The following is a 21455-nucleotide window of genomic DNA, read 5'->3' on the forward strand; positions in this document are numbered from 1 at the left end:
AGAGCCCCAGACAGGCGTTGGAAGTCCTCCAGTGTGTTCAGGATCGTCATGCGCCGACGACGCTTCTTGCCCGGCACCCCGATCAGTACCTCATGGCGGTGTTTGGAAATGTCGATGGCGACAAGCACAGTCGCAGTGGTAGAATGGTTGACGGTCATAGTCGGTCTCCTCAGCGGTGTGGTTCAGCAAAACCATTGTTGAGACCTGAGACCGGTTATGGCCACACGCTGCGCTATTTGAGGGCTGCGCGAGTGGCCATAACCTAAAAAACAGCGCTTCTTCCCGACGTGCTACGGCAGTGAGTTCGTGTCTCGCGACCTCGACCTGTGGGCCTACGCAAAAGACGTCACGCTGGACTTCTCACGACCGGGAAAACCGACGGATAACGGCTTCATCGAGGCATTCAACAGCAAGCTCCGGTCCGAGTGCCTGAACGCACATTGGTTCATGAGCCTTGCGGATGCCAGCGAAAAGCTGGAGGATTGGCGTAGACACTACAACGACGACCGACCACACAGCGCCATCGGATACAACGTCCCAAGCGCACTGCACTTTCCAGATGACGTCACTAGCCCGTCATCGTGATCATAGGGCCGAAACTCCAGCTTCGGGTGGTCCAGAGTTGGTAGGCAGAGCAAACACACTTCAGGCTCATATCGCAGCTGGATGAATGTTCAGTGGCAGGTCAGGAGGACGTTCGGTGGCCTACGTCAGACTAGTATTCAAAGCCCTTGCAGGCTTCGTGGCCTTGCTTGCATTGCTCGCATGTTCCCAAATTTACCGCAATTCGGGCACAGACCACCTGCCACCCGAGGATGAAAGCGCTCTGCGCGTAGCCACTTACAACGTCCACTACATCTCCGTACGGCGCGAGACCGGGCCATGGTCGCTCGCCGATTGGCAGCGGCGCAAAGCACCTTTAAACGAGGCGTTCAAATATATTGCAGCTGACTTAGTGGCCTTCCAAGAAATGGAGAGTCATTCTGGTCCTGAGGAAACCCAAGGAAATCTGACGCTGGATTACCTGCTCGCCAACAATCCGGAGTTTGCTGCCGCAGCCTCTGGCGACCCCGCGATTTTCCCCAATACCCAGCCTTTTCTCTATCGCAGGGACCGGCTCCGCATGACCGATCAAGGCTGGTTCTTCTTCTCTGACACGCCAGACACACTGTATTCACGGACCTTTAATGGTTCCTATCCGGCCTACGCGACGTGGGCCGCCTTTGAGGATCGCGAAACAGGCGCTGAGTTTCGCGCCGTGAACATCCACACAGATTTTTCCAGTCGCAGCAACAGGCTACAGTCGGTCGCACTTGTGGCCGAACGCATCAAGCCTTGGGTTGCGGCCGGCGAAACGATCCTCGTGATGGGGGATTTGAATGCGCGTCTCGGCGACACGACGCTCCAGATTTTAGAGGCCGAGGGCGTCACGTTTGCCCCAGTCGAAGGCGCAACCTATCACTTTAACCGAGGCCTCAACCTTTTCGGCGCGATCGACCACATAGGATGGATCGGCGATGTACAGACAGCGAGCCAACCAACTGTGATTAGGCAGAAATTCTTAGGCGAATGGCCAACCGATCACTACCCGTACTTGATCGATTTACAATTCGACTAAGAAACCACTCAGAGACGCACCAATTTTGATTGGGAGTTGCCACCCAGGCCGCCGGTAACGGTGACGTCCACAGAAGCGGTGTAGCTCAGGTGGTCATCGGGTTTCTTGGTAGGGTCGGGATTCAACACTCACCTAAACTAAGGACGACACTCAATGAACTAACCCATGATGGACCTCCGCGCGCTTGTAGAAAGAAGCGATGATGCGGATTTATTGCGCAGGATGATCGGCTTAGCCGCTAAATGGCTGATGGTGATAGAGGTTGGCGCCAAGACCTTCGCTGAATACGGCGAGAAGAGCGCTGACAGGATGGTGCAACGCAACGACTACAGAGAGCGGGACTGGCCGACCCGCGCGGGCAGCGTGGAACTGAGTATCCCCAAGCTTCGCCACGAACTTTGTATCATAGGGGATGCAGCTGGCTCCGGACAGAAAATCTGGCGCTAGCAGGTCGCAGGGACTCTGATCATCAGAGCCGCATTTCATAGTAATCCCGACTCAGTTATTTGTATGGCGGGTCTGAAAACATGAGAGCCATAAAAGACCAAGGTGACGACAGTCGCGAGAAACCATCATCAGCCGATGGCAGTTTGCGAGTGGGCCTGAAAGAGGCGTTAGGACACCACCGCAAGCTGCTGTTGCTAGCCGACTTGTCGGCCATGACTCCAGACCCCGCGTAACACTGGCGTGTCATTGAGCATGTGAATTCGAACAATATCGCCATGCAGGCCTTCTGCGATCCGTCCACGATCCGTTAGGCCAACAGACTGTGCAGGAGTCTTGGTGACTGTGGCAATCGCACGTGGTAGATCGTCCCAAAGTTGCGAAAGCAAGAAGGCCGAGGTCATCAGCGCCGAGGGCACGTAGTCCGAGGACACTATGTCCAGCAGGTCTTTCTCGGCCAACTCTTGCGCGGCCACGTTACCTGAGTGCGAGCCGCCCCGGATTAGGTTAGGTGCACCCATCATCACAGCGATGTTGCGGTCGTGGCAGGCAGTTGCAGCTTCGACCGTGGTGGGGAACTCGGCGACCCTGACGCCATAGCCAGCAGACACAGTGACATGATCTGTTGTCGTGTCATCATGCGAAGCCAGCACTGCGCCATATCGCTTAGCCTCAGAGACAGCCACAGCCTCGTGTTGGTCCCCGAACTCGGCGCGCAAACTCCGCAAATGGGCTACGTGTTCGTCAAATTCGGCGTCTGTCATCGCGTGCTTTTTCTGAACGTAATCTTGCAGCTTGGACAGGTCACGAAATTGACGTTGGCCAGGCGTGTGGTCCATGAGCGAAACTAGGCCGACACGGTCGTCAGGACCAAAGAGCGCCATCTCGGCCTCAAGTGTTTCAGAACAGACTTCGGCTCGTAAATGCAGAAAGTGACTAATCCTAAGTGCGCCAGAGGTGCGCAACTCCATAAGTTCAGTAGTCACCTTGCGTGCGTATTCGTTGTAGCGGCTCTTGCCGGACAGAATTGAACCCACACGCATTGCATCAAATACAGTTGTGATCCCGACCGATGCCAACTCGCCATCGTGAGCCATAATAGCAGCGGCATGGGGCCAGTCGACCTTGGGTCGGGGCTCCATGTGCCGTTCCAGATTGTCGGTATGCAATTCTATCAGTCCAGGGATCAACAAATCGCCGGCGCAGTCGATAGCGCCTGGAATCCTAGAGTATCCTTGATCGACCTCGTGAATGCGGCCGTCGCGCAGGGTAACGGAGCCGGTGATCACCTCGTCATCCAGAACGATGCGGGCATTGGTCAGAATAAGATCACTCATGTCAGGTCCTTACAGTGTGCCACTTGAGGCGGGCGCTATGGCCTCTTGCCCAAGCAGGGTAACAAGCTGATGAACGGCGTCTTCCAGAGCGCCGTTGTTGTCGATGCGGTGGACGGGCAGGCCCGCTGGCACGGACAGATCGACGCGGGACAGACGCTCTAGAATGTCCTCGCGGGTTTCGCGCCCGCGGGTGTTTAGGCGGTTGGCCAACACCTCTGGATTGGCCGTGATCAGGACTACCTCTAACGCGGGAAACTGTGCCCGCGCGCGGTCCAACGCAGCGCGAGAGCCGTTGAAGATCACGGTCTTTCCAGCATTCAGGTCGCTGATGATCGATGCGGGGATGCCATAGGACAGACCGTGGGCCTGCCAGTGGATCACAAACTCTCCTGCGTCTCGGCGGCGGTCGAATTCGGCCTCGGTCGCGCCTTCGAAATCTTCACCCCCTGCGGCGGCGGGACGGGTGATGACGCGTTTGGTGACCACCAGATCGGGCAGGTGTGCCTTGGCTCCGGCGATCAAGGTGTCCTTCCCCGCGCCAGAGGGGCCAACAATGGCAAAGAGCCGCCCCGCCATCACGCGGCTCGCTTTGGCGTAAAGGCAGACACGTCGATTTCGCGATCCGCCACGCGGTCCCGTGCAGGGGCGTCGTGGAAGATGCCGATGATCGCCGCGCCGCCTGCTTTGGCCTCTTCGATCAGGGACAGCACCGTTTCGCGGTTCGTCGCGTCGAGCGAAGCCGTGGGCTCGTCCAGCAGCAAAGCCGGATAAGTGTGGGCAAAACCCCGCGCAATGTTCACGCGCTGCTGCTCGCCGCCGGAAAAGGTGGTGGGCGACAGACCCCAGAGTGTTTCGGGGATGTTTAGGCGGCCTAGCAGATCGCGAGCGCGGGCATAGGCGGCGTCTTGATCCACGCCGACCGCGCGCAACGGCTCGGCCACCACATCCAGAGTCGCCACGCGGGGGACTACCCGCAGAAACTGGCTGACGTACCCCAGTGTGTTGCGGCGCAGGTCGAGGATTTCGCGGGGCTCTGCGCTTGCCACGTCGACATCGCCGACCATGATGCGCCCGCTGGCCGCCAGATAGTTGCCGTAGATCATCCGCATCAATGTGGATTTACCCGCGCCGGAATTGCCGCTCAGAGCCACGCACTCGCCAGCCGCGACGGTGAAGTTTGCGTTTTCCATCACGCGGATGACGGCGCTGCCTTGGTTGTGCAGGGTGAACGTCTTGGAAAGGTTTTCAACGCAGATCATGTCACACCTGTAGAACCGAAGAGACCAGAAGCTGGGTATAGGCGTGCTGGGGGTCGTCCAGCACTTGGTCGGTCAGGCCGGTTTCGACCACTTGACCGGATTTCATCACCATCAAGCGATCGGCCAGCAGACGCACAACCGCCAAATCGTGTGTCACGATAATCGCGGACAGACCCATCTCGCGGACCAAGCCACGCAAGAGGTCCAACAGACGCGCTTGGACCGAGACATCAAGACCACCTGTCGGTTCGTCCATAAACACCAGCCGCGGGCCAGTCACAAGATTTCGCGCGATCTGCAAACGCTGCTGCATCCCGCCAGAGAACTGGCGCGGGCGGTCGTCAATGCGGTCAGTGGCGATCTCGACCCGTCCCAACCAGTCGATGGCTTGTTCGCGGATGTCGCCGTAATTCCGTGCGCCCACGGCCATCAGACGCTCGCCCACGTTGCCACCTGCCGAGACCGACATGCGCAGACCGTCGCGGGCGTTCTGGTGAACAAAGGCCCAATCGGTGCGCCCTAGCATCCTGCGCTCGGGTTCGGACATGGTGACCGTGTCCTGCATCCCGTTTGCGCGGGTGTCGAACAGGACCTTGCCCGCGTCGGGGGCCAAGTGCCCCGCCAGACAGTTCAAAAGCGTGGACTTACCAGAGCCGGATTCGCCCACGATGCCCATGACTTCACCGGGATAGAGGTCGAAATTCACACCCTCGCAGCCGACGCGCGCGCCGTAGTATTTCGCCACATTCTGGACGGACAAAAGCGGGGTCATTGGGCAGCCTCCAGTTTAGGGGACAGGCGGCCTCGGTGGCCGTCAGCCTGCCGCTCGCCGCAGTAATCGGTGTCAGAGCAGACGAACATCCGCCCACCCGCGTCGTCGATGATCACCTCGTCCAGATAGGTGTGCTCGGCCCCGCAAAGATCGCAGGGGTGATCGGCTTTGGAGGCTTCGAAGGGGTAGTCTTCGAAATCCAGCGAGACGACCTTGGAATAGGGCGGAATCGCATAGATGCGCTGTTCACGGCCTGCGCCGAACAGCTGGATCGCGGCCATCTCGAGCTTTGGATTGTCGAATTTCGGGATGGGCGAGGGGTCCATGACATAGCGGCCTTCGACTTGCACCGGATAGGCATAGGCCGTCGCGATATTGCCGTGCTGCGCGATGTCTTCGTAGAGTTTGACGTGCATCAGCCCGTATTCTTCTAGCGCGTGCATCTTGCGAGTTTCGGTCTCACGAGGCTCCAGAAAGCGCAGGGGTTCGGGGATCGGCACCTGATAAACAAGGATCTGATCTTCGGTCAGAGGCTCTTCGGGGATGCGGTGGCGGGTCTGGATTACGGTCGCCTCGCGGGTCTTTTCCGTGGTGGCCACGCCTGCTGTGTTCTCAAAAAATTTGCGGATCGAGACGGCGTTGGTGGTGTCATCCGCGCCTTGGTCGATCACTTTCATCGTGTCTTCGGGCACCAGACACGCGGCCGAGACCTGCACCCCGCCCGTGCCCCAGCCGTAGGGCATAGGCATTTCGCGGCTGGCAAAAGGCACCTGATAACCAGGGATTGCGATGCCCTTGAGGATCGCGCGGCGGATCATGCGTTTCGTCTGTTCGTCCAGATAGGCAAAGTTGTAAGCTGGATCGCTCATTCTGCCGCCTCCTTCAGGGTGCTGGCCTGCGCTTCGCTGCGGATTTTTCGGACCAGTTCCAATTCGGATTGGAAGTCCACGTAGTGCGGCAGTTTGATGTGTTCGAGGAAACCTGTCGCCTGAATATTGTCCGCATGGCTAAGAACGAATTCCTCGTCCTGCGCAGGCGCACCCAGGTTGTCTTCACCAAGCTCCTCCCACCGCAGGGCGCGGTCGACGAGTGCCATGGAAATCGCTTTGCGCTCGGTCTGGCCAAAGACAAGGCCATAGCCACGGGTGAACTGCGGCGGTTCGGTTTTAGAGCCGTGGAACTGGTTGACGGTTTCACATTCCGTCACGGTGATTTCGCCGATGTCGACCGCAAAGCCCAGTTCGGGGATGTCCATTTCGACCGCGACTTTGCCAATGCGCAACTCGCCCACAAAGGGGTGGTTGCGCCCGTAGCCGCGCTGGGTCGAATAGGCCATGCCAAGGACAAAGCCTTCGTCGCCGCGAGTCAGCGCCTGCAGTCGCAGAGGGCGGCCGGCGGGGTATTCCATTGGCTCGCGGGTCATGTCGCGCGGGGTTTCGTCGCTAGGCTCTTCGGTCTGGATCAGCCCATCGCGGTTCAGGAACTCGGTAATCCGCGGCATGTCGCCCTGTAGCGGGTCAGCGGTCGCGGCTTCTGGCGTTTCGCCATCGGCAGCGAGTTTAAAGTCCAAGAGGCGGTGGGTGTAGTCGAAGGTCGGGCCAAGAACCTGCCCGCCAGGCGCGTCCTTGAACGTGGCAGAGATGCGCCTGTCACAGGCCATTTTGTCCGTTTCAACGGGCCGCGAGTGACCGAGGCGCGGCAGGGTGGTGCGGTAAGCGCGGATCAGGAAAATCGCTTCGATCAGATCGCCGCGCGCCTGCTTGATCGCCAGAGCCGCAAGGTCGGGATCATAGAGCGAGCCTTCGGCCATCACGCGGTTCACGGCGAGCGTCATCTGGCTTTTGATCTGGTCCACCGACAGTTCGGGAACATCGGTCGGACCGCGCCGTTCTTCGGCCAGCCAGTCATGTGCATTGTCGATGGCGCGTTCGCCACCCTTAACAGCCACATACATCAGTGCGCCTCCACTTTGGTCGAGCGGGGCAGGGCTGCGATGCGGGTGCCCGCGGTAAAGTAGCAATCCACGCCCATGGGAAAGAGCAGCCGGTTCTGCTGGAACGCGGCAGTTTCGGGCAGGGACAGCTGTGCAGTTGTCAGAATGCCGGGGCCAGTCAGTGTCGCACCTGTGTTCGACAGCGTGTCCATTTCCACGATCAGGGTGGTGGACCGGTCGGGGTATTCCGGCGTGCCGATGGGGAAATCGGTGATCGGGGTTAGAGCCTGCCATGTGCCAACGGCGAACATCGCCTGATTACGGGCACAAATGGGCGCGCCGATGTGAAAGGCGATCCACTGACGGATCGCATCGGTGTCGTGCCCGCCCGCCAGATGGATCGGCATTTCCCCATCGCAAAGGGTGAGCAAGGTGGTCGCGGCTGCGGCGGACAGGGGCGCTGGGCCCGTGCCGCCAGTGATCTCTTCGATGGTGCCGGGGCGGGCGAGGGCGTTCATCAGGCTGCGGAACGCTCTGGCGGATTGCTGGGGCGCTTCGGTGAAGCCTCCGGTCAGGGTGTCTTGGGGCATCAGTCCTCTCCGCGAACCATAGTGAAAAACTCGACCTTTGTGGCGGCGGCCTTGGCTGCGCGGGCGCTATTAGCGGTCGTGGCCTCTGCCGTCAGGGGGGCTAGAACGGTGGCCTGCACCTCGTCTGCGCGGGCAGTTTGCATCAGCGCATCCACCAGTGCGGCGCGGGTCGCGTGGTCCTTGTCGCGGCCTTGGACATAGGCATGACCGACCTCGCCCGTGGGCAGGGTCAAGGCGCAGCGGGTCACCGACATTTCCCCAAGGTTAAAGGGCGCGCCGGTGCCGCCCATGCGGCCGCGCACCATGACAGCGCCAACCTCGGGCGTGCGGAGCCATGTGTGTGCGGGCACATCAGCCAGCGCAGGAAAGAGTGCCGCCAAACGGCTGGGCTCGGACTTGGCCAAGAGGCTCATGCGGCTTTGGCGGGCCGCTTGGGCAGGATCGAGATTTGACATTAGACAGACTCTGCAGTTATATATACAACTATACAAATCATACCGACTGGCCGTTCACGCTGGCAAGTCTCTGTTTGTGAAGCTTTGGTGAATGACCCGCTCAACTGTCTGGAATTCCATCGCTGCGACCCTCGGCCAAGAGATCGCGGCAGGCCACTACCCCGAGGGCACCAAGCTGCCGACCGAGGCAGAGCTGTCCGCCCGTTTCGGGGTGAACCGCCACACGGTGCGCCGCGCCCTGACCGATATGGCCGAGCGCGGCTTGGTCCGGTCGCGGCGCGGCTCTGGCGTCTATGTCGAGACGGCGCCGACCGATTATCCATTGGGACGCCGCGTGCGGTTTCACCAGAATATCCGCGCCTCTGGCCGGACGCCGACGCGCAAGATGCTGCGGCTGGAGCAACGCCCCTGCGACGCAACCGAAGCCGAGGCACTGGACCTATCCCCCACTGATCCGGTGCTGGTCTGCGAGGGATTGTCCCTGTCCAGCCACACGCCAGTTGCGCAGTTCGTCAGCGTCTTTCCGATCACCCGTCTGGAGGGCCTGCAAGAGGCGCTGGCCGAGATCCCGTCGGTCACCGAGGCCCTGCGCCGAATTGGGGTGCAGGATTACGTGCGCCGCGACACGCGAGTTACCGCAGAGCTTGCGGATGCGGGCCAAGCCGCCTTGCTGGGGATCCGCGAGGGCGCGCCGATTTTGCGAACCGTGGGGCTGAACACCACGCTCGACGGGGTGCCGATCGAGCGTGGGATCACTTGCTTTGTCGGCGATCGCGTGGCGCTGATGCTCGCAAACGACTAGGCGTATTTCTCGAGGAAGGCTTCGATCGGGAGGCTGCGGAAATCAGGAAGCCGTTCGCGCAGCACCTGATGCGGCCAGTCCCACCATGCCACTTCCATCAAGCGTTCGGCGATTGGTGTTTCGAACCGCTTGCGGATCGGTGTCGCGGGCAGGCCGGCGACGATGGTGTAGGAGGCAACATCCTTGGTCACCACCGCGCCTGCGGCGACGACTGCGCCGTGCCCTATGGCCACCTCTGGCTTGATCACCGCGTTGTGGCCAATCCACGTATCGTGCCCGATGTGGGCGAGGCGCGCATGGCGGTGATCAAAGAATGGTTCGTCTCGTTCAGCATCCTCCCAGTAGTCGTCAGAACGATACAGGAAGTGGTGCAGCGATGCCTGCGCCATCGGGTGGTCTGTCGGCCCGATCCGGCTAAAGGCTGCGATGTTTGCGAACTTGCCAATCCGCGCGTTGGCGATATCGGCGTAGCGGTCGCAATAGCTGTAGTCGCCAAAGACAGCATTGTTCAGACGGCTACCGTTGCCGATCTCGACATAGTCGCCAAAGCTGGATCCGGTGATATCGCAGTCAGGATGGATGAAGGGGTCAGGTCCGAGACGCGGCATCATTCGCCCTTGATCAGCTTGTTGCGCAGCCAGCTCGAGACCGTGTCCATCACCATGACCATCAGCACGACGAGGATGATGTAGTAGGTGACCTCTTCCCAGTCTTTCTGGGTTAGCATGGCTTGGGTGAGCAGCAGGCCGATGCCGCCACCGGTGATCGCGCCGATGATGGTAGCGCTACGCGTATTGGATTCAAAGAAGTACAAGACTTGAGACAACAGGACAGGGGTGACCTGCGGAATGACCCCAAAGCGGTAGACATGGGATTTGGCGGCACCGGTCGAGGCAACGCCCTCGATCTGTTTGCCATCCACGTTTTCCAGCGCCTCTGAGAACATTTTGCCGAAGGATCCGGTGTCAGTCAGCAGGATCGCCAGCGCGCCGGTCATGGGGCCAGGGCCAAAGGCACGGGCCAGAATGATCGTCCAGATCAGCCCGTCAATCCCGCGGAACAGGTCGAACACGCGGCGCAGCGCAAACCGCACGGCCATCAACGGGGCAAAGTTTTTGGCCGCAAGGAAGGCAAGAGGCAGCGAGACAACAGCCGCGCCAAAGGTCCCGAGGAAGGCCATCAGGATGGTTTCAAAGATCGCCCAAGCCACCATGTTGTGGTGCCACATCGGGTTGTACCAGAAGTCATGCCACGCGCCCGCAAGGTTGCTCTGGCCGTTCACGATCTGGTCGCCGAACAGGATCTGGAACAGGCTGTGACCGTGGTAGGGGCTGTCGAGGGTGAACCAGAACAACTCCCAACCGACAAAGTAGTTGAACGCCTCAGTCTTGTTACGGGTCAGGGACACACGGCCCTCGTCGGTGGTGATTTGCAGCCGCGAACGAGACGACGAAATCCAGTCAGGTAGCTCGCCAGTCAGATTGCTTTCGATACTGCGGCCGACCATGGCTGCCTCGATCACGCCATAGCTGGGGATGTCAAAGCGCAGCGCGTTATTCGGCAAGAAGGTGACGATCTGGCCGCCGCCAAGGTCGATACGAGTGGTTTGACCGTTTAGGTCAACCCAATCCGGTGCGGAACCCGTGTCATAGGTGCCTTTGCGCTCGCCCTCGATCGCGACGGTGACCTCGCCATTTCGATTGTCGCGGGTGACGTGGGTTTTGTAGCTGTAGGTGTCCGACATCAGCGTCTGTGCGTTGTCCCAACGGGCGCGTTCAGCCAGCCCGGGGATGTCGAAGGCAAAGAAGACATAGGCCAGATAGACCAGAATGACCGCCGGTAGAGCAAAGGACATCAGCTTCTTGCGCTGGAACATCCGGCCCGCTTCGGCATAAAGGGTTTCGCGCGAAAGGACATCGGTGGACATCAGTGGCCCCCTTCGGAAATCAGGCGGTTGCGGACGTGGCTGGACAGCTGGTCAAAGGCGACGATGGTCAGGAATAGCAGGATAAAGATCGCAGCGGCCTCGTCGTATTTGCCTTGGCCCCATGACATGGCGTTCTTCAGCTCGTACCCGATGCCGCCTGCGCCAACGAAACCTAGGATCGCCGAGGCGCGCACGTTGATCTCAAACCGCAGAAGCGCGTAGCTGAAATAATTGGGCGCAACCTGCGGGATGACGCCAAGCCACATACGCTGTCCCCACTTGGCGCCGACGCTCGCGAGTCCTTCGACCGGCTTGAGGTCTACGTTTTCGTTCACTTCAGAAAAGAGTTTGCCTAAAGCGCCACTGGTATGGAACGCGATAGCGATCATGGCAGGTACAGGCCCACCTCCTAGAACGAAGATCAGCATCAAGGCGATCACGATCTCGGGGATGGCGCGCATCAAGTCCATAATACGGCGAAAGAAGGGGATTATCGCGGGCCAGCGGGCCAAGCCGCGGGTCGATAGCAGCGACAGCACTGTGCCGAGTATCGCGCCGACGAGTGTCGACACAGCCGCGATGTTGATCGTTTCCATGAGCGCGGGGAAATAGGTAACCAAGTGGCCGGGAACTTCGGCCAGATGCTTGGCGGTGTCTTCCCAAACCGCGGCAGGGAAGTCGAAGATGTTGGGTAGCCCTTTCCAGAACCCGCCCGCGTTGCGGTCATTCGCCAGTCCGAACCCGCTGATCATCAGCAAGGCAAAGATGCCAAGGGTCAGGCCGCCATACAGGCGCTTGCGGCGGACCAACGCCACGTAGTGGCTGCGGGTGTCCGTAGGGAGATAGGTCATAGCGAGGGGCTCCGGTGCAGGCGACAAAGGCCCCGCCGCAGGGGACGGGGCCTTTGATAGGTCTAAGGGCTTAGTTCGATTTCGCTTCGCGTGCTGCGATGATCGACAGGTAATTGTCGTGGCTGATGGGGCGGAAGCCCAGGCTGTCACCTGCCGCGATGTTGTAGGTGCACTCGGGATCCATTTCGTACATGCCTTGGACCAGAGCGGTCATCTTGGCTTTGACCTCTTCGGGCAGGTCCTTGCGCAGAACGACGGGGCCTTCGGGGATCTCTTTCGAGCGCCAGATTTCGGTCAGCTCGTTCATGTCGATCAAGCCAGCGTCCACCGCTTTGCGCAAAGCGCCAGAGTTGTAGCCGTCTTCCCATGCGCCCTGACCGTCGGCCCAGGTGACGCCGCCGTCCACGTCGCCATTGTTCACTGCTACGATGGTCTGCTCGTGGCCACCTGTGAAGGTAACCTCTTTGAAGTAATCACCCGACTCCATGGTGATGCCCTCTTTGTATTGGGGGATCTCGATCGAAGGGATCAGGAAGCCCGAGGTCGAGTTCGGATCTCCGAAGCCAAAGGTCTTGCCTTCCATATCGTCCAGCGAAGTGATGCCGCTGTCCTTGCGGGCAAAGCCGATCGAGTAGTAGCCGATCGAGCCGTCCATGTTGACTTTGACCAGCACCGGTTCGACCGCTTCGGGGTCCTGCAGGTAGGTCGCGGCGTAGCCCGACGCCCCCAGCCATGCCATGTCGATGGTGCCACCCAGCAGGCCTTGGATCACGCCGTTGTAGTCGGCGGGGGCGAAGAGCTTGGCTTCGACGCCAAGTGTCTCTTCGGTGTAGTTCTTCAGGCACTCGTGGTTGTTCAGACGGTCCTGCGCGTTTTCGCCGCCAAGGATGCCGATGTTGAACTGGGTGATGTCCTGAGCAGCCGCAGCGCCGGTCAGCGCGGTGGTGGCCAAAACGGCAGCGATCAAAGTTTTCATCGTGGTCTCTCCAACTGTTGATACCCGCCTATTTCCTGACGGGCTGATGAAACTTGGGAAAAGGGGTCAGACCGTGACCTTTGCCATCAGCTTCTCGGCTTCGGCCGAGTGGACATGGTCACGGATTTCGGTCGAGGTCGCGGCCTCGGAAAAGCTCGCGCCTGCGCCATAGATGTCGCGGGCCACGCCAGTGGTCAGCTGCGCTGGCGTGCCGTCGAACACCATACGGCCGTCACGCATCCCGATGATCCGGTCGCAATAGCGGCGGGCGGTGTCGAGGGTGTGCAGGTTCGCGATGACCATGCGGCCGTCTTCTTCGTAGATACGGCGCAGGGCCTCCATCACGGTCTGCGCGTTCATCGGGTCGAGCGACGCGATGGGTTCGTCCGCCAGAATGATCTTGGGGTCTTGCATCAGGGCGCGGGCGATCGCGACGCGCTGCTGCTGACCGCCGGACAAGGCTTCGGCGCGTTTGGCCGCGTGTTCGGCAATGCCAAGGCGTTCCAAGAGGTCGATCGCTTTGTGGATTTCATCTTGGGTGAACAGGTTGAACAGGGTCGACAGGGTCGAGCGCTTGCCCAATGTTCCGTGTAGCACGTTCGACACCACATCCATGCGCGGCACCAGATTGAACTGCTGAAAGATCATCGCACAGTCCGACTGCCATTCGCGGCGAGCGCGGCCCTTCAGGTCCAGCACATTGGTGCCTTGGAACATCAGCGCGCCAGAGGATGCGTCAGTTAGCCGGTTCACCATGCGTAGGAATGTGGACTTGCCCGCGCCGGACCGACCGATGATGCCGATCATGCGCGGCTGGTCTACTGTGAAAGACACCGCATCAACCGCGGTGTTGTTACCGAACTTCTTCGTCAGCGCCTTGACTTCTAGCATAGCTGTCCCCGTATTTTGAGGATGCTAATCGCCGATCGTCGTGTCAGTTTCTGAACAGAATTGTAAAGTTTTCATTACTGATCAAAATTTGTGTTTTCGTTTTTCTGCTGACGTAAAGCAAATATCCAAAGTTCTATTGACTGAAATAAGCTTCTCCTGATGCCCTTGTATGGTTCGAAATTTCTGGAGGCACCCGCGCTTCGCTGGCAAGTTGGATTAATAGCCCCATTTTTTCACACATTTGGCAAGAGGCGGCAGCATGACATTTACCGCAGGCAGCGGGTGTCGCCCTGACAACGCCTCTGGCGCCATCCTCGGAAACGAAGGATCTCAACCCTCGTTCGCGGCTTAGCGATTGAGCTAGCTCCGAAGGTTCGAGTGAATGTCGTCGCGCCAACGTGGACGCCAACCCCGCTTTAGCGAGAGATCGCTGCCGAGGATGTCGCCGTGACACAACGTCAGTTAAAAGAACAAACCCTACTAAAGCGGACAGGCATGCCCCAAGAAGTCGCGCAGGCTTATTTGTTCTTGATGGGGTGCGATTTCATTACTGGGCAAACCATCAATGTGGATGGCGGTTTATCTCTTCTCTAGGGCAAAAAAACGACGGAATGGCGTCAGCCCCGCATAGAATGGGCGCAAACAAGACAACAGATGGCACTCAAAAACTCGCAAAAATTCGCGCTAATTGGTGCCTGTGCGGCCGCGCTTCGGACAAGGCAGCGGAGGCTCTGAAGTTCGGGGACGTGACCAACATGCTAGAGCTGCCGCTCTGGCCCGTATACGGCGCGATCTTTGCTGGCATGGCGCTCTGCGCGCTGGTCTTTGCCGTACGGACCTTGTCCCTTCTTATGGGCAGGACGAATGACTGATGTACTCATCGGGGTCTGCGGGATCGCGGGCCTGTTTGCCGTTATGATCCTGCGCACCCCTGTTGCCTTTGCCATGCTGCTGACCGGCTTTTTCGACATCTAGTGGATGGACGGGCTGCGCCGTGCGACGGCCATCCTGTTCACCGAAACGTATTCGAGCGTCTCAAATTACAACCTCATCGTGGTGTCGATGTTTGTCCTATTGGGCAACATCGCGTCCGAAGCCGGATACTCCCGCGCGCTGTACGACGCGGCGCACGCTTGGATCGGACGTTTTCGGGGTGGCCTAGCGTCGGCGTCCGTCATCGGCTGCGCTGCGTTTTCAGCTGTTTCCGGCTCCTCAGTCACGACTGCCGTTACAATCGGGCGCGTGGCACTGCCTGAAATGAAACGTTATGGCTATGCATCCGGCCTCGCAACAGGCTCTATCGCCGCGGGTGGAACTCTTGGCTTCCTCATTCCGCCCTCTACGGGCTTTGTCATCTACGCGATCTTGACCGAAGAAAGCATCGGTCGCCTTTTCATGGCGGGCATCTTGCCGGGCCTGTTGATGTCCATCCTGTTCATCGCAGCGATCTGGATCGTCACATTGCGCGATCCGTCAAAAGGCCCGCGCGGCGAAGCCGTTCCGTTCTTTGAGCGCTTCGGCCTGCTGCTCAAGGCTGCGCCGCTTCTGGGGATGGTCCTTGTCAGCATCGGAGGCATCTATCTTGGCGTCTTTACTCCGGTCGAAGCCTCCGGCATTGGGGCGGGTCTTGCGATCCTGCTCGCTCTGGGGACGGGCAAACTGAACCGCTTCGCCTTTACCAGTGCGGTGGCTGATACGGTTAAAACCTCTGCCATGCTGTATATGATCGTGGTTGGCGCCAATGTGCTGAACCCGTTCCTAGCCATCACCGACATTCCCTTGGCGCTTTCGGAGATGCTCACGCACTTCGGTCTTGGCCCGTATGGCACGCTTGTGCTGATCCTACTGAGCTATGTGGTGCTGGGGAAGTTCCTTGATGGGCTGGCGATGCTGATTGTGACGATCCCGATTTACTACCCAGTGATCCTAGGCCTCGGCTTTGATCCAATCTGGTTCGGTGTCATCGCGGTGATCGTCATTGAAATGGGAATGATCACGCCGCCGGTGGGGTTGAACGTCTTTGTCGTGCGTGGCGTCGCAGGGGATGTGCCGCTGACCACCGTTTTCAGCGGCGTTCTGCCCTTCCTACTGGCGATGATCGCAACGCTTTTGCTGATCATCCTGATCCCCGGCATCGCCTTATGGATCCCGAACTCTATGTTTGATTAAGAAAGTAGCCGAGCGCTTGAGTGAGCGCTCTGCCAAGTTTCCTCAAGCGGCCGCAGCGTTGGCGTCTTTGCGTTTATCCATCTTATGCTGGTCTTCAGAGCGTCCAACACGCCAATAGCTAGACAGGTAAAAGCTATCGCGCTCCACGCCGCGTTCTGTCCGGTAGTAAGTGCGTAACGCGCGCATGGTGTCGAACTCGCAGGCCGTCCAGACAAACGGCGCACCGTCGAGCCATTCAGCGGATTTGACCGCGTCCAGCAAGACATGGTTCAAATCCTGAGGCGCGGGATTGATGACCCACTGGATCGACATGCCCTGCGGAAGCGGCAGATCCTGTTTGTCTGCCTCGGTCGGAATTTCAAGGATCACGTGACCTCGGGCCTTTTCAGGCAGCATTTCAACGTTGCGCAGCGCGGCAGGCAGTCCAGTCATGTCCGCTGCGATCAAGTACCAGTCCGCTTGCTTTGGCACCATTTTGACTTTGCCCGGTCCCATAAGGGCGATGTCATCTCCGCTGGCGACCGACTGCACCCAATCCATTGCGACCCCGCCTGTGTCACTATGCGATGCGAAGTCCACGGTGATCTGCCCACGCGCCGTGTCGTGTTCGCGGATAGAATAGGTGCGCATGATCGGAGAGGTCGGCTCACTGGCGGGGTGGTCCAGAAAAACAAGCTTGATGTAGCCGCCTTCGAAACCCTCGGGGAACTCCTGCAGCATGTCGCCGCCCAAAACCACGCGGCGCATGTGGGGGGTGATGTCAGTCACCGAGAGGACCGAGGCACGACGGAGGCGAGGGTTGTTTTCGGCGGCTTGCTTGAATGTCTCGAGGTTCACGATGTGGCCTTTCGCGTTGGGGTGCCCATCCCGATCTGATCGGTGCGGATATCGTTTTGGCTGGCCATTTTATAAAGCGCGCTGATTTCGTTTAGTCCTAAGTCAAATCGCGCTCTGCGCCAATGCCGTTTGCGTGCACAAAGTGGTGTGCTTTGTGGGACAGCACGCGCCTTTGTCGAGCCGTAGCGGGACACCTGATTACACATGAGCAGAGAGGCTCTGTGCCACCCGTCATCGAACCGAAGCGCGCCTTGTTTTTCGACATCGTTCAATAGCAAGGCGCTAGTCCACTTCCCAAAAATAGACAAGCTGTCGCGATGCTGCGATCTGTACGAATAAGGCACGTGCTCGGTCCCCGGTGCAGGCTTTCTCACAGACACCAGCAGACAACCGTCATTGCGATAGGAAACGACATGATTTCAGTCCTTGGAAGCGTTTGGGCACTCCTGCTTGGGACGCTTTTGATCATGCTCGGCAACGGGATGCAGTTCACCCTAATCGGCCTGCGCGGCGATATCGAAGGGTTCTCGGCGGGGACGCTCGCGATCATCACGTCCGGATATTACATCGGCTTCTTGTCTGGCGCTCGGATCACCCCAATTCTCATACGTCGGGTCGGACATGTCCGTGTGTTTGCCGCTCTTGGCAGCTTTATGTCCGCAGGTCTTATTGCTCTGCCGCTCGCCGCTGAGCCTTGGGCATGGACACCTTTGCGGCTCATTATCGGGTTCTGCATGTCAGGGGTGTATGTCTCGGCAGAGAGTTGGCTTAATCAAGCTGCGACCAATGAATCCCGAGGCAAGATCCTGTCTGCCTATATGATCGCGCAAACGCTTGGCGTGATCGGGGCGCAATGGCTGCTCACATTCGGAGACGCGGCGACCTCGGTGCTGTTTATCTTCGCTTCCATTCTGGTCTCGATCTCGTTCGCGCCGATCCTGTTGTCGGTCACCCCGACACCCGCCGTCGCTGTGACGCAACCGATGTCTTTGAAGCGCCTGTTCAAGGCAGCGCCACTTGGCACCGCTGGCACCTTTTTTCTCGGCAGTATCTACGCGACGCAGTCGGGGATGGCTGCGGTTTTCGGGACCCAGATCGGGATGTCTGCCCCGCAAATCGCGCTTTTTGTGGCGATGCTTTTTGCAGGAGCGCTGTTCCTGCAATTTCCGATCGGCTGGCTCTCGGATATCATGGATCGCCGCAAGCTGATCTTGGGAGCGGCCTTGCTTGGGGCGGTCGGATGTGGGCTGGGACTTGTCTCTGACCTGAGATCAGAACTGCTCTTGGCGGCAGCCTTTATCTCGGGCGGAGTGACCACGCCGCTCTATTCCCTGTTCCTTGCCTACGCAAACGACGACCTGTCGCCTGACGACATGCCGGCAGCGTCGGGTGGCTTGGTCTTTATTTTCGGCTTAGGCGCGATCGGCGGACCGCTCTTGTGTGGTTGGGCCATGCAGATCATCGGTCCCAATGGCTTCTGGCTGGTTTTGACTGCGACTTTCGCGATTATTGCCGCCTATGCCCTGTATCGCATGACACAGCGCGCATCGACACCCGTCGAAGAGACCGAAGCCTACCTGAACATCATTCCGACAACCTCTCCTGTTGCGATCGAGGCCGCCACGGCTTGGTCTGTTGATCAGGTCGAGGAAAAACAGGGGGGCGACTGAACGAGCCTCAAGCGCTCGTATTGAACTTTGTGCCGCGATCACTGAGAGTCCCTAGATCGCCGTTCTCGCGACGGCATACAAAGGGGAATTCCCAGCGGCACAGTGCAGAGCGACATGACAGGAAATGCTCCGACGTGCAGCAGACCACTGAAGGGCGTTCCCGCGCCATAGCTATTTTGCACGCGCCAACATTCCAAACAGATCACGGGGATCATCAGGATCAGCCAACATATCCAAGGGCTGCGCGAAATCTGTCCCTTGGATCTTGGAGTGCACGTAGCGCAGGGCAGAGAAATCCTCGATCGCGAAGCCGACGCTGTCGAACAAAGTTGTTTGTTTCTGGTCGCGTCGCCCTTCGGCTTCGCCGCGCATCACCCGCCATAGCTCGGTCACAGGATAGTCCTGTGCCAGCTGCTGGATTTCACCTTCGATGCGGGTCTGCTCTGGATATTCCACAAAGATATCAGACCGCAGCAGGATGTCTTTGTGCAGCTCCGTCTTGCCCGGACAGTCGCCGCCGATCGCATTGATGTGTTGGCCCGAGCCAACCATGTTGTCGGTCAGGATCGTGGCATATTGTTTGTCCGCTGTGCAGGTCGTGATGATCTGCGCCCCTTCGACGGCGTCTTCGGCGCTTTGGCATTTGATCACCTCAAAACCCTGAGCCTTTAGATTACGTGCCGCTTTGTCAGTCGCGCTCGGGTCTACATCGTAGAGACGCACTGTGTTGATGCCCAAGAGGGTGCGGAACGCCAGAGCTTGGAACTCGCATTGCGCGCCATTGCCGATCATGCCCATAACCTGACTGTTTTTTGGCGCGAGGTATGTCGCCACAACCGCCGAGGTCGCGGCCGTCCGCAACGCGGTCAGAACAGTCATTTCCGTCAGCAAGACGGGATAGCCGTTGGCGACCGACGACAGCACGCCAAAGGCGGTGACGGTCTGGTAGCCCTCTCGCATGTTTTTGGGGTGCCCGTTGACATATTTGAAGCCGTAATTCTCCGCATCTGCCGTGGGCATCAACTCGATCACACCATCCGCTGAATGGCTTGCGATGCGCGGGGTTTTGTCAAACTCGGGCCAACGCTTGAAATCTTCTTCGATGAACTGCGCAAGTTCGCGCAAGAAGGTCTCAACGCCGGTCTCGTGAACGAGGCGCATCATATTTTCAACTGAGACAAAGGGAACATAGGCCAAATCAGAGGGAAGGGGGGTCATGTCAGGTGTCCTGTAGGCTATAGGAAATCAGGCGAAACGGCGGGTCGGGCGATCGAGCACACGGCGCCCCATGAGCGAGGCGGTAAGGTCGCAAAGCAGCTGCGCGGTGCGCCCGCGCTCGTCGAGAAAGGGGTTCAGTTCGACCAGTTCCAAAGAGGAGACCAACCCGCTGTCACAGAGAGTTTCCATGATTAGATGTGCCTCTCGGAAGGTGGCTCCGCCGGGCACGGTGGTGCCCACAGCTGGCGCGATAGAGGGATCAAGGAAGTCCACATCAAAGCTGACATGGAGCATCCCATTCGATGCGCGCACCCGATCAATGAAACGTGCCAGCGGCGGCAGAACGCCGGTCTCGTCGATGGCGCGCATGTCATGCACTTCGATCCCCATCGCCGCGATCCGCTTTTGCTCGGCCACATCGACCGAGCGGATCCCCATCATGCAAATGTTGGTCGGATCGACCGAAGCCTGCAGCGGCGGATAGCCCTCAAACGACTCTTGTCCAGTGAAGTAGGCGACCGGCGTCCCGTGCAAATTCCCGCTCTGCGTGCTGTCGAGCGTGTGCAAATCAGGGTGGGCATCCAACCAGAGCACAAAAAGGTGGCGCCCTTGATCCGCTGCATGGCGCGCAAGGCCCGGAACAGTGCCAGCAGCTATTGAGTGATCGCCTCCCATGAAGATCGGCAAATCGTAGTTTCGGGCGGCGTCAAAGGCGGCGCGCTCCAGCTCCTCAATTAACTTAGCCGTATCGGCGAGATGATGAATGGCGGTATTGGGGTGCCGCATCGCGGGTTGGGGCGCGACGCGACAGTCGCCAAGATCGGAAACTTCCCATCCCAAAGCTGAGGCCGACGCTGCAATACCCGCCGTGCGCAGGCTGGCAGGCCCCATGAGGCATCCCGCTTGGGATGCGCCTGTTTCGATTGGAGCCCCGATAAGGGCAGCCGTGCGTGTCATAGATCTCTCCTGAAAGTCTTGGTCAGAGCATTCAGGAATCTGGCGATCAAAACGACACGAAAGATTGACAAAAATTTAAGCCCGATCGAACACTTTGAGAAGCAGTTTCAGGCAAAGTGATAAGAAATGCTCCCGCCAACCGATCGAAAAATTGTTGCCGCTCTGCGTGCTGACGCGCGAATGTCAGTGACAGACTTATCCCAACGCATCGGCGTGTCTCGTGCCACAGCCAAAGCGCGCCTAGATGCGTTGATCGCCGAAGGTCGCATTCGTCGCTTCACCATCGAGACGGACACGGATCAGGACAGTACCGTTCGTGCAATCACGCTCGTCGAACTCCAGGGCAGCATGTCGCGCAAAGTCATCAAAACCTTGTCGTCAATCGCTGAAGTCACTCATATTTATGCAACGAATGGTGCTTGGGACTTAGTGGTGGAAATCCGAACGGACAATTTGGCGGATTTCGACCGTGTCCTCCGCGAGGTACGAGAGGTTCCCGGTGTGCTGAACAGCCAAAGCAGTATCTTGCTGACGTCTGTTGGCGGGTGACGCTGTGAGTTGAGCCGACTTCCAAGATTCCATTATTTTACATAATTCTCATTATGCGTGGTCCGCATGGACGCGGGCACATTCTAAACTGGGTTGCGACAAACGCTCTATCTTGCTGAAAAGCAAGGAGACCGGACATGGCCCACACAGAACTGGATTTACACGAAAGACGCGCGATCGAAGATATGCTGAATGCGAAG

General features: G+C 58.9%; 22 protein-coding genes and 4 pseudogenes. 9 read left to right on the forward strand and 17 right to left on the reverse strand.

Annotated elements, in window-relative coordinates:
* Positions 1–158, reverse strand: a pseudogene (locus BM225_RS22245) (IS110 family transposase); the annotation flags it as partial.
* A gap of 136 nt (positions 159–294) precedes the next feature.
* Between BM225_RS22245 and BM225_RS20395 the strand changes: the two are divergent.
* The 3 genes and pseudogenes from BM225_RS20395 to BM225_RS20405 form a co-directional block, all read left to right on the forward strand.
* Positions 295–585: pseudogene (locus tag BM225_RS20395) on the forward strand (integrase core domain-containing protein); the annotation flags it as partial.
* Positions 586–700: 115 nt separating this feature from the next.
* Positions 701–1618: an endonuclease/exonuclease/phosphatase family protein gene (locus BM225_RS20400; RefSeq protein WP_245780565.1), complete on the forward strand. Its 918-nt coding sequence runs from the start codon at positions 701–703 to the stop codon at positions 1616–1618.
* A gap of 165 nt (positions 1619–1783) precedes the next feature.
* Positions 1784–2008, forward strand: a pseudogene (locus BM225_RS20405) (transposase); the annotation flags it as partial.
* A gap of 251 nt (positions 2009–2259) precedes the next feature.
* Here BM225_RS20405 and BM225_RS20410 read toward each other — a convergent pair.
* From BM225_RS20410 to phnG, 8 genes are read right to left on the reverse strand one after another with little or no spacing between them, the layout of a single operon-like run.
* Positions 2260–3399: an alpha-D-ribose 1-methylphosphonate 5-triphosphate diphosphatase gene (locus BM225_RS20410; protein ID WP_092465382.1), complete on the reverse strand. Its 1140-nt coding sequence runs from the start codon at positions 3397–3399 to the stop codon at positions 2260–2262.
* Positions 3400–3408: 9 nt separating this feature from the next.
* Positions 3409–3975: a phosphonate metabolism protein/1,5-bisphosphokinase (PRPP-forming) PhnN gene (phnN, locus tag BM225_RS20415; protein ID WP_092465383.1), complete on the reverse strand. Its 567-nt coding sequence runs from the start codon at positions 3973–3975 to the stop codon at positions 3409–3411.
* Positions 3975–4658 carry a phosphonate C-P lyase system protein PhnL gene (gene phnL / locus BM225_RS20420; protein ID WP_092465384.1) on the reverse strand — a complete coding sequence of 228 codons (684 nt, stop codon included), beginning with the start codon at positions 4656–4658 and terminating at the stop codon, positions 3975–3977. Before phnL ends, phnN begins: the two co-directional genes overlap by 1 nt.
* A gap of 1 nt (position 4659) precedes the next feature.
* Complete coding sequence (phnK, locus tag BM225_RS20425) at positions 4660–5430, reverse strand: phosphonate C-P lyase system protein PhnK (RefSeq protein WP_092465385.1); 771 nt, start codon at positions 5428–5430, stop codon at positions 4660–4662.
* Entirely contained in the window at positions 5427–6299 is an 873-nt protein-coding gene (locus tag BM225_RS20430) for an alpha-D-ribose 1-methylphosphonate 5-phosphate C-P-lyase PhnJ (RefSeq protein ID WP_092465386.1), read from the reverse strand. Before BM225_RS20430 ends, phnK begins: the two co-directional genes overlap by 4 nt.
* Positions 6296–7384, reverse strand: coding sequence for a carbon-phosphorus lyase complex subunit (locus BM225_RS20435; protein ID WP_092465387.1), 1089 nt, complete (start codon positions 7382–7384; stop codon positions 6296–6298). The genes BM225_RS20430 and BM225_RS20435 overlap by 4 nt, the downstream gene beginning before the upstream one ends.
* Positions 7384–7953, reverse strand: coding sequence for a phosphonate C-P lyase system protein PhnH (gene phnH / locus BM225_RS20440; protein ID WP_092465388.1), 570 nt, complete (start codon positions 7951–7953; stop codon positions 7384–7386). The genes BM225_RS20435 and phnH overlap by 1 nt, the downstream gene beginning before the upstream one ends.
* Entirely contained in the window at positions 7953–8408 is a 456-nt protein-coding gene (gene phnG / locus BM225_RS20445) for a phosphonate C-P lyase system protein PhnG (RefSeq protein ID WP_092465389.1), read from the reverse strand. Before phnG ends, phnH begins: the two co-directional genes overlap by 1 nt.
* A 91-nt stretch (positions 8409–8499) precedes the next feature.
* Between phnG and phnF the strand changes: the two genes are divergently transcribed.
* Entirely contained in the window at positions 8500–9210 is a 711-nt protein-coding gene (gene phnF, locus BM225_RS20450; RefSeq protein ID WP_092465390.1) for a phosphonate metabolism transcriptional regulator PhnF, read from the forward strand.
* Here phnF and BM225_RS20455 read toward each other — a convergent pair.
* From BM225_RS20455 to phnC, 5 genes are all read right to left on the reverse strand, one after another.
* A complete protein-coding gene (locus tag BM225_RS20455) occupies positions 9207–9818 on the reverse strand; it encodes a DapH/DapD/GlmU-related protein (RefSeq protein WP_092465391.1) in 612 nt (203 codons plus the stop codon). The two genes, phnF and BM225_RS20455, sit on opposite strands and share 4 nt — an antisense overlap.
* Positions 9818–11137 (reverse strand): phosphonate ABC transporter, permease protein PhnE, encoded by a 1320-nt coding sequence (gene phnE / locus BM225_RS20460; RefSeq protein ID WP_092465392.1) that lies wholly within the window; start codon positions 11135–11137, stop codon positions 9818–9820. Before phnE (BM225_RS20460) ends, BM225_RS20455 begins: the two co-directional genes overlap by 1 nt.
* Positions 11137–11988: a phosphonate ABC transporter, permease protein PhnE gene (phnE, locus tag BM225_RS20465; RefSeq protein WP_092465393.1), complete on the reverse strand. Its 852-nt coding sequence runs from the start codon at positions 11986–11988 to the stop codon at positions 11137–11139. Before phnE (BM225_RS20465) ends, phnE (BM225_RS20460) begins: the two co-directional genes overlap by 1 nt.
* A gap of 70 nt (positions 11989–12058) precedes the next feature.
* Positions 12059–12964, reverse strand: coding sequence for a phosphonate ABC transporter substrate-binding protein (phnD, locus tag BM225_RS20470; RefSeq protein ID WP_092465394.1), 906 nt, complete (start codon positions 12962–12964; stop codon positions 12059–12061).
* Positions 12965–13030: 66 nt separating this feature from the next.
* The gene (gene phnC / locus BM225_RS20475) at positions 13031–13855 is read right to left on the reverse strand and encodes a phosphonate ABC transporter ATP-binding protein (RefSeq protein ID WP_092465395.1); all 825 of its coding nucleotides are present in this window, start codon (positions 13853–13855) and stop codon (positions 13031–13033) included.
* A gap of 447 nt (positions 13856–14302) precedes the next feature.
* Here phnC and BM225_RS22450 point away from each other — a divergent pair, with 447 nt between their 5' ends.
* The 3 genes and pseudogenes from BM225_RS22450 (at position 14303) to BM225_RS20490 (ending at position 16024) form a co-directional block, all read left to right on the forward strand.
* Positions 14303–14449 carry an SDR family oxidoreductase gene (locus BM225_RS22450; protein ID WP_177218674.1) on the forward strand — a complete coding sequence of 49 codons (147 nt, stop codon included), beginning with the start codon at positions 14303–14305 and terminating at the stop codon, positions 14447–14449.
* Between the two features lie 38 nt (positions 14450–14487).
* Positions 14488–14727 carry a hypothetical protein gene (locus BM225_RS20485; RefSeq protein WP_177218675.1) on the forward strand — a complete coding sequence of 80 codons (240 nt, stop codon included), beginning with the start codon at positions 14488–14490 and terminating at the stop codon, positions 14725–14727.
* Positions 14720–16024, forward strand: a pseudogene (locus tag BM225_RS20490) (TRAP transporter large permease). Before BM225_RS20485 ends, BM225_RS20490 begins: the two are co-directional and overlap by 8 nt.
* A 42-nt stretch (positions 16025–16066) precedes the next feature.
* Here BM225_RS20490 and BM225_RS20495 read toward each other — a convergent pair.
* The gene (locus BM225_RS20495) at positions 16067–16861 is read right to left on the reverse strand and encodes a siderophore-interacting protein (protein WP_092465398.1); all 795 of its coding nucleotides are present in this window, start codon (positions 16859–16861) and stop codon (positions 16067–16069) included.
* A gap of 413 nt (positions 16862–17274) precedes the next feature.
* Between BM225_RS20495 and BM225_RS20500 the strand changes: the two genes are divergently transcribed.
* A complete protein-coding gene (locus BM225_RS20500) occupies positions 17275–18531 on the forward strand; it encodes an MFS transporter (RefSeq protein WP_092465399.1) in 1257 nt (418 codons plus the stop codon).
* A 171-nt stretch (positions 18532–18702) separates the two neighbouring features.
* On the opposite strand, the gene BM225_RS20505 is transcribed toward BM225_RS20500, so the two are convergent.
* Positions 18703–19749: an ornithine cyclodeaminase gene (locus BM225_RS20505; protein ID WP_092465400.1), complete on the reverse strand. Its 1047-nt coding sequence runs from the start codon at positions 19747–19749 to the stop codon at positions 18703–18705.
* A gap of 27 nt (positions 19750–19776) precedes the next feature.
* On the reverse strand, positions 19777–20706 hold the full coding sequence (gene rocF, locus BM225_RS20510; protein WP_092465401.1) for an arginase: 930 nt from the start codon (positions 20704–20706) through the stop codon (positions 19777–19779).
* Positions 20707–20832: 126 nt separating this feature from the next.
* Between rocF and BM225_RS20515 the strand changes: the two genes are divergently transcribed.
* The gene (locus tag BM225_RS20515; RefSeq protein ID WP_092465402.1) at positions 20833–21255 is read left to right on the forward strand and encodes an Lrp/AsnC family transcriptional regulator; all 423 of its coding nucleotides are present in this window, start codon (positions 20833–20835) and stop codon (positions 21253–21255) included.
* Positions 21256–21455: the final 200 nt, after the last annotated feature.

It is taken from the genome of Donghicola eburneus, from assembly GCF_900115865.1.
Classification (GTDB): domain Bacteria; phylum Pseudomonadota; class Alphaproteobacteria; order Rhodobacterales; family Rhodobacteraceae; genus Donghicola; species Donghicola eburneus.

Bases quoted from the DNA above. Each gene is read 5' to 3' on its own strand.
- BM225_RS20455 (WP_092465391.1), bottom strand. From the start codon at position 9,818: ATGCCGCGTCTCGGACCTGACCCCTTCATCCATCCTGACTGCGATATC.
- phnE (WP_092465392.1), bottom strand. From the start codon at position 11,137: ATGTCCACCGATGTCCTTTCGCGCGAAACCCTTTATGCCGAAGCGGGC.
- phnF (WP_092465390.1), top strand. From the start codon at position 8,500: ATGACCCGCTCAACTGTCTGGAATTCCATCGCTGCGACCCTCGGCCAA.
- BM225_RS20435 (WP_092465387.1), bottom strand. From the start codon at position 7,384: ATGTATGTGGCTGTTAAGGGTGGCGAACGCGCCATCGACAATGCACAT.
- phnD (WP_092465394.1), bottom strand. From the start codon at position 12,964: ATGAAAACTTTGATCGCTGCCGTTTTGGCCACCACCGCGCTGACCGGC.
- BM225_RS20505 (WP_092465400.1), bottom strand. From the start codon at position 19,749: ATGACCCCCCTTCCCTCTGATTTGGCCTATGTTCCCTTTGTCTCAGTT.
- BM225_RS20410 (WP_092465382.1), bottom strand. From the start codon at position 3,399: ATGAGTGATCTTATTCTGACCAATGCCCGCATCGTTCTGGATGACGAG.
- phnN (WP_092465383.1), bottom strand. From the start codon at position 3,975: ATGGCGGGGCGGCTCTTTGCCATTGTTGGCCCCTCTGGCGCGGGGAAG.
- phnL (WP_092465384.1), bottom strand. From the start codon at position 4,658: ATGATCTGCGTTGAAAACCTTTCCAAGACGTTCACCCTGCACAACCAA.
- BM225_RS20515 (WP_092465402.1), top strand. From the start codon at position 20,833: ATGCTCCCGCCAACCGATCGAAAAATTGTTGCCGCTCTGCGTGCTGAC.
- rocF (WP_092465401.1), bottom strand. From the start codon at position 20,706: ATGACACGCACGGCTGCCCTTATCGGGGCTCCAATCGAAACAGGCGCA.
- BM225_RS20500 (WP_092465399.1), top strand. From the start codon at position 17,275: ATGATTTCAGTCCTTGGAAGCGTTTGGGCACTCCTGCTTGGGACGCTT.
- BM225_RS20485 (WP_177218675.1), top strand. From the start codon at position 14,488: ATGGGCGCAAACAAGACAACAGATGGCACTCAAAAACTCGCAAAAATT.
- phnK (WP_092465385.1), bottom strand. From the start codon at position 5,430: ATGACCCCGCTTTTGTCCGTCCAGAATGTGGCGAAATACTACGGCGCG.
- phnH (WP_092465388.1), bottom strand. From the start codon at position 7,953: ATGCCCCAAGACACCCTGACCGGAGGCTTCACCGAAGCGCCCCAGCAA.
- phnE (WP_092465393.1), bottom strand. From the start codon at position 11,988: ATGACCTATCTCCCTACGGACACCCGCAGCCACTACGTGGCGTTGGTC.
- BM225_RS20430 (WP_092465386.1), bottom strand. From the start codon at position 6,299: ATGAGCGATCCAGCTTACAACTTTGCCTATCTGGACGAACAGACGAAA.
- phnG (WP_092465389.1), bottom strand. From the start codon at position 8,408: ATGTCAAATCTCGATCCTGCCCAAGCGGCCCGCCAAAGCCGCATGAGC.
- phnC (WP_092465395.1), bottom strand. From the start codon at position 13,855: ATGCTAGAAGTCAAGGCGCTGACGAAGAAGTTCGGTAACAACACCGCG.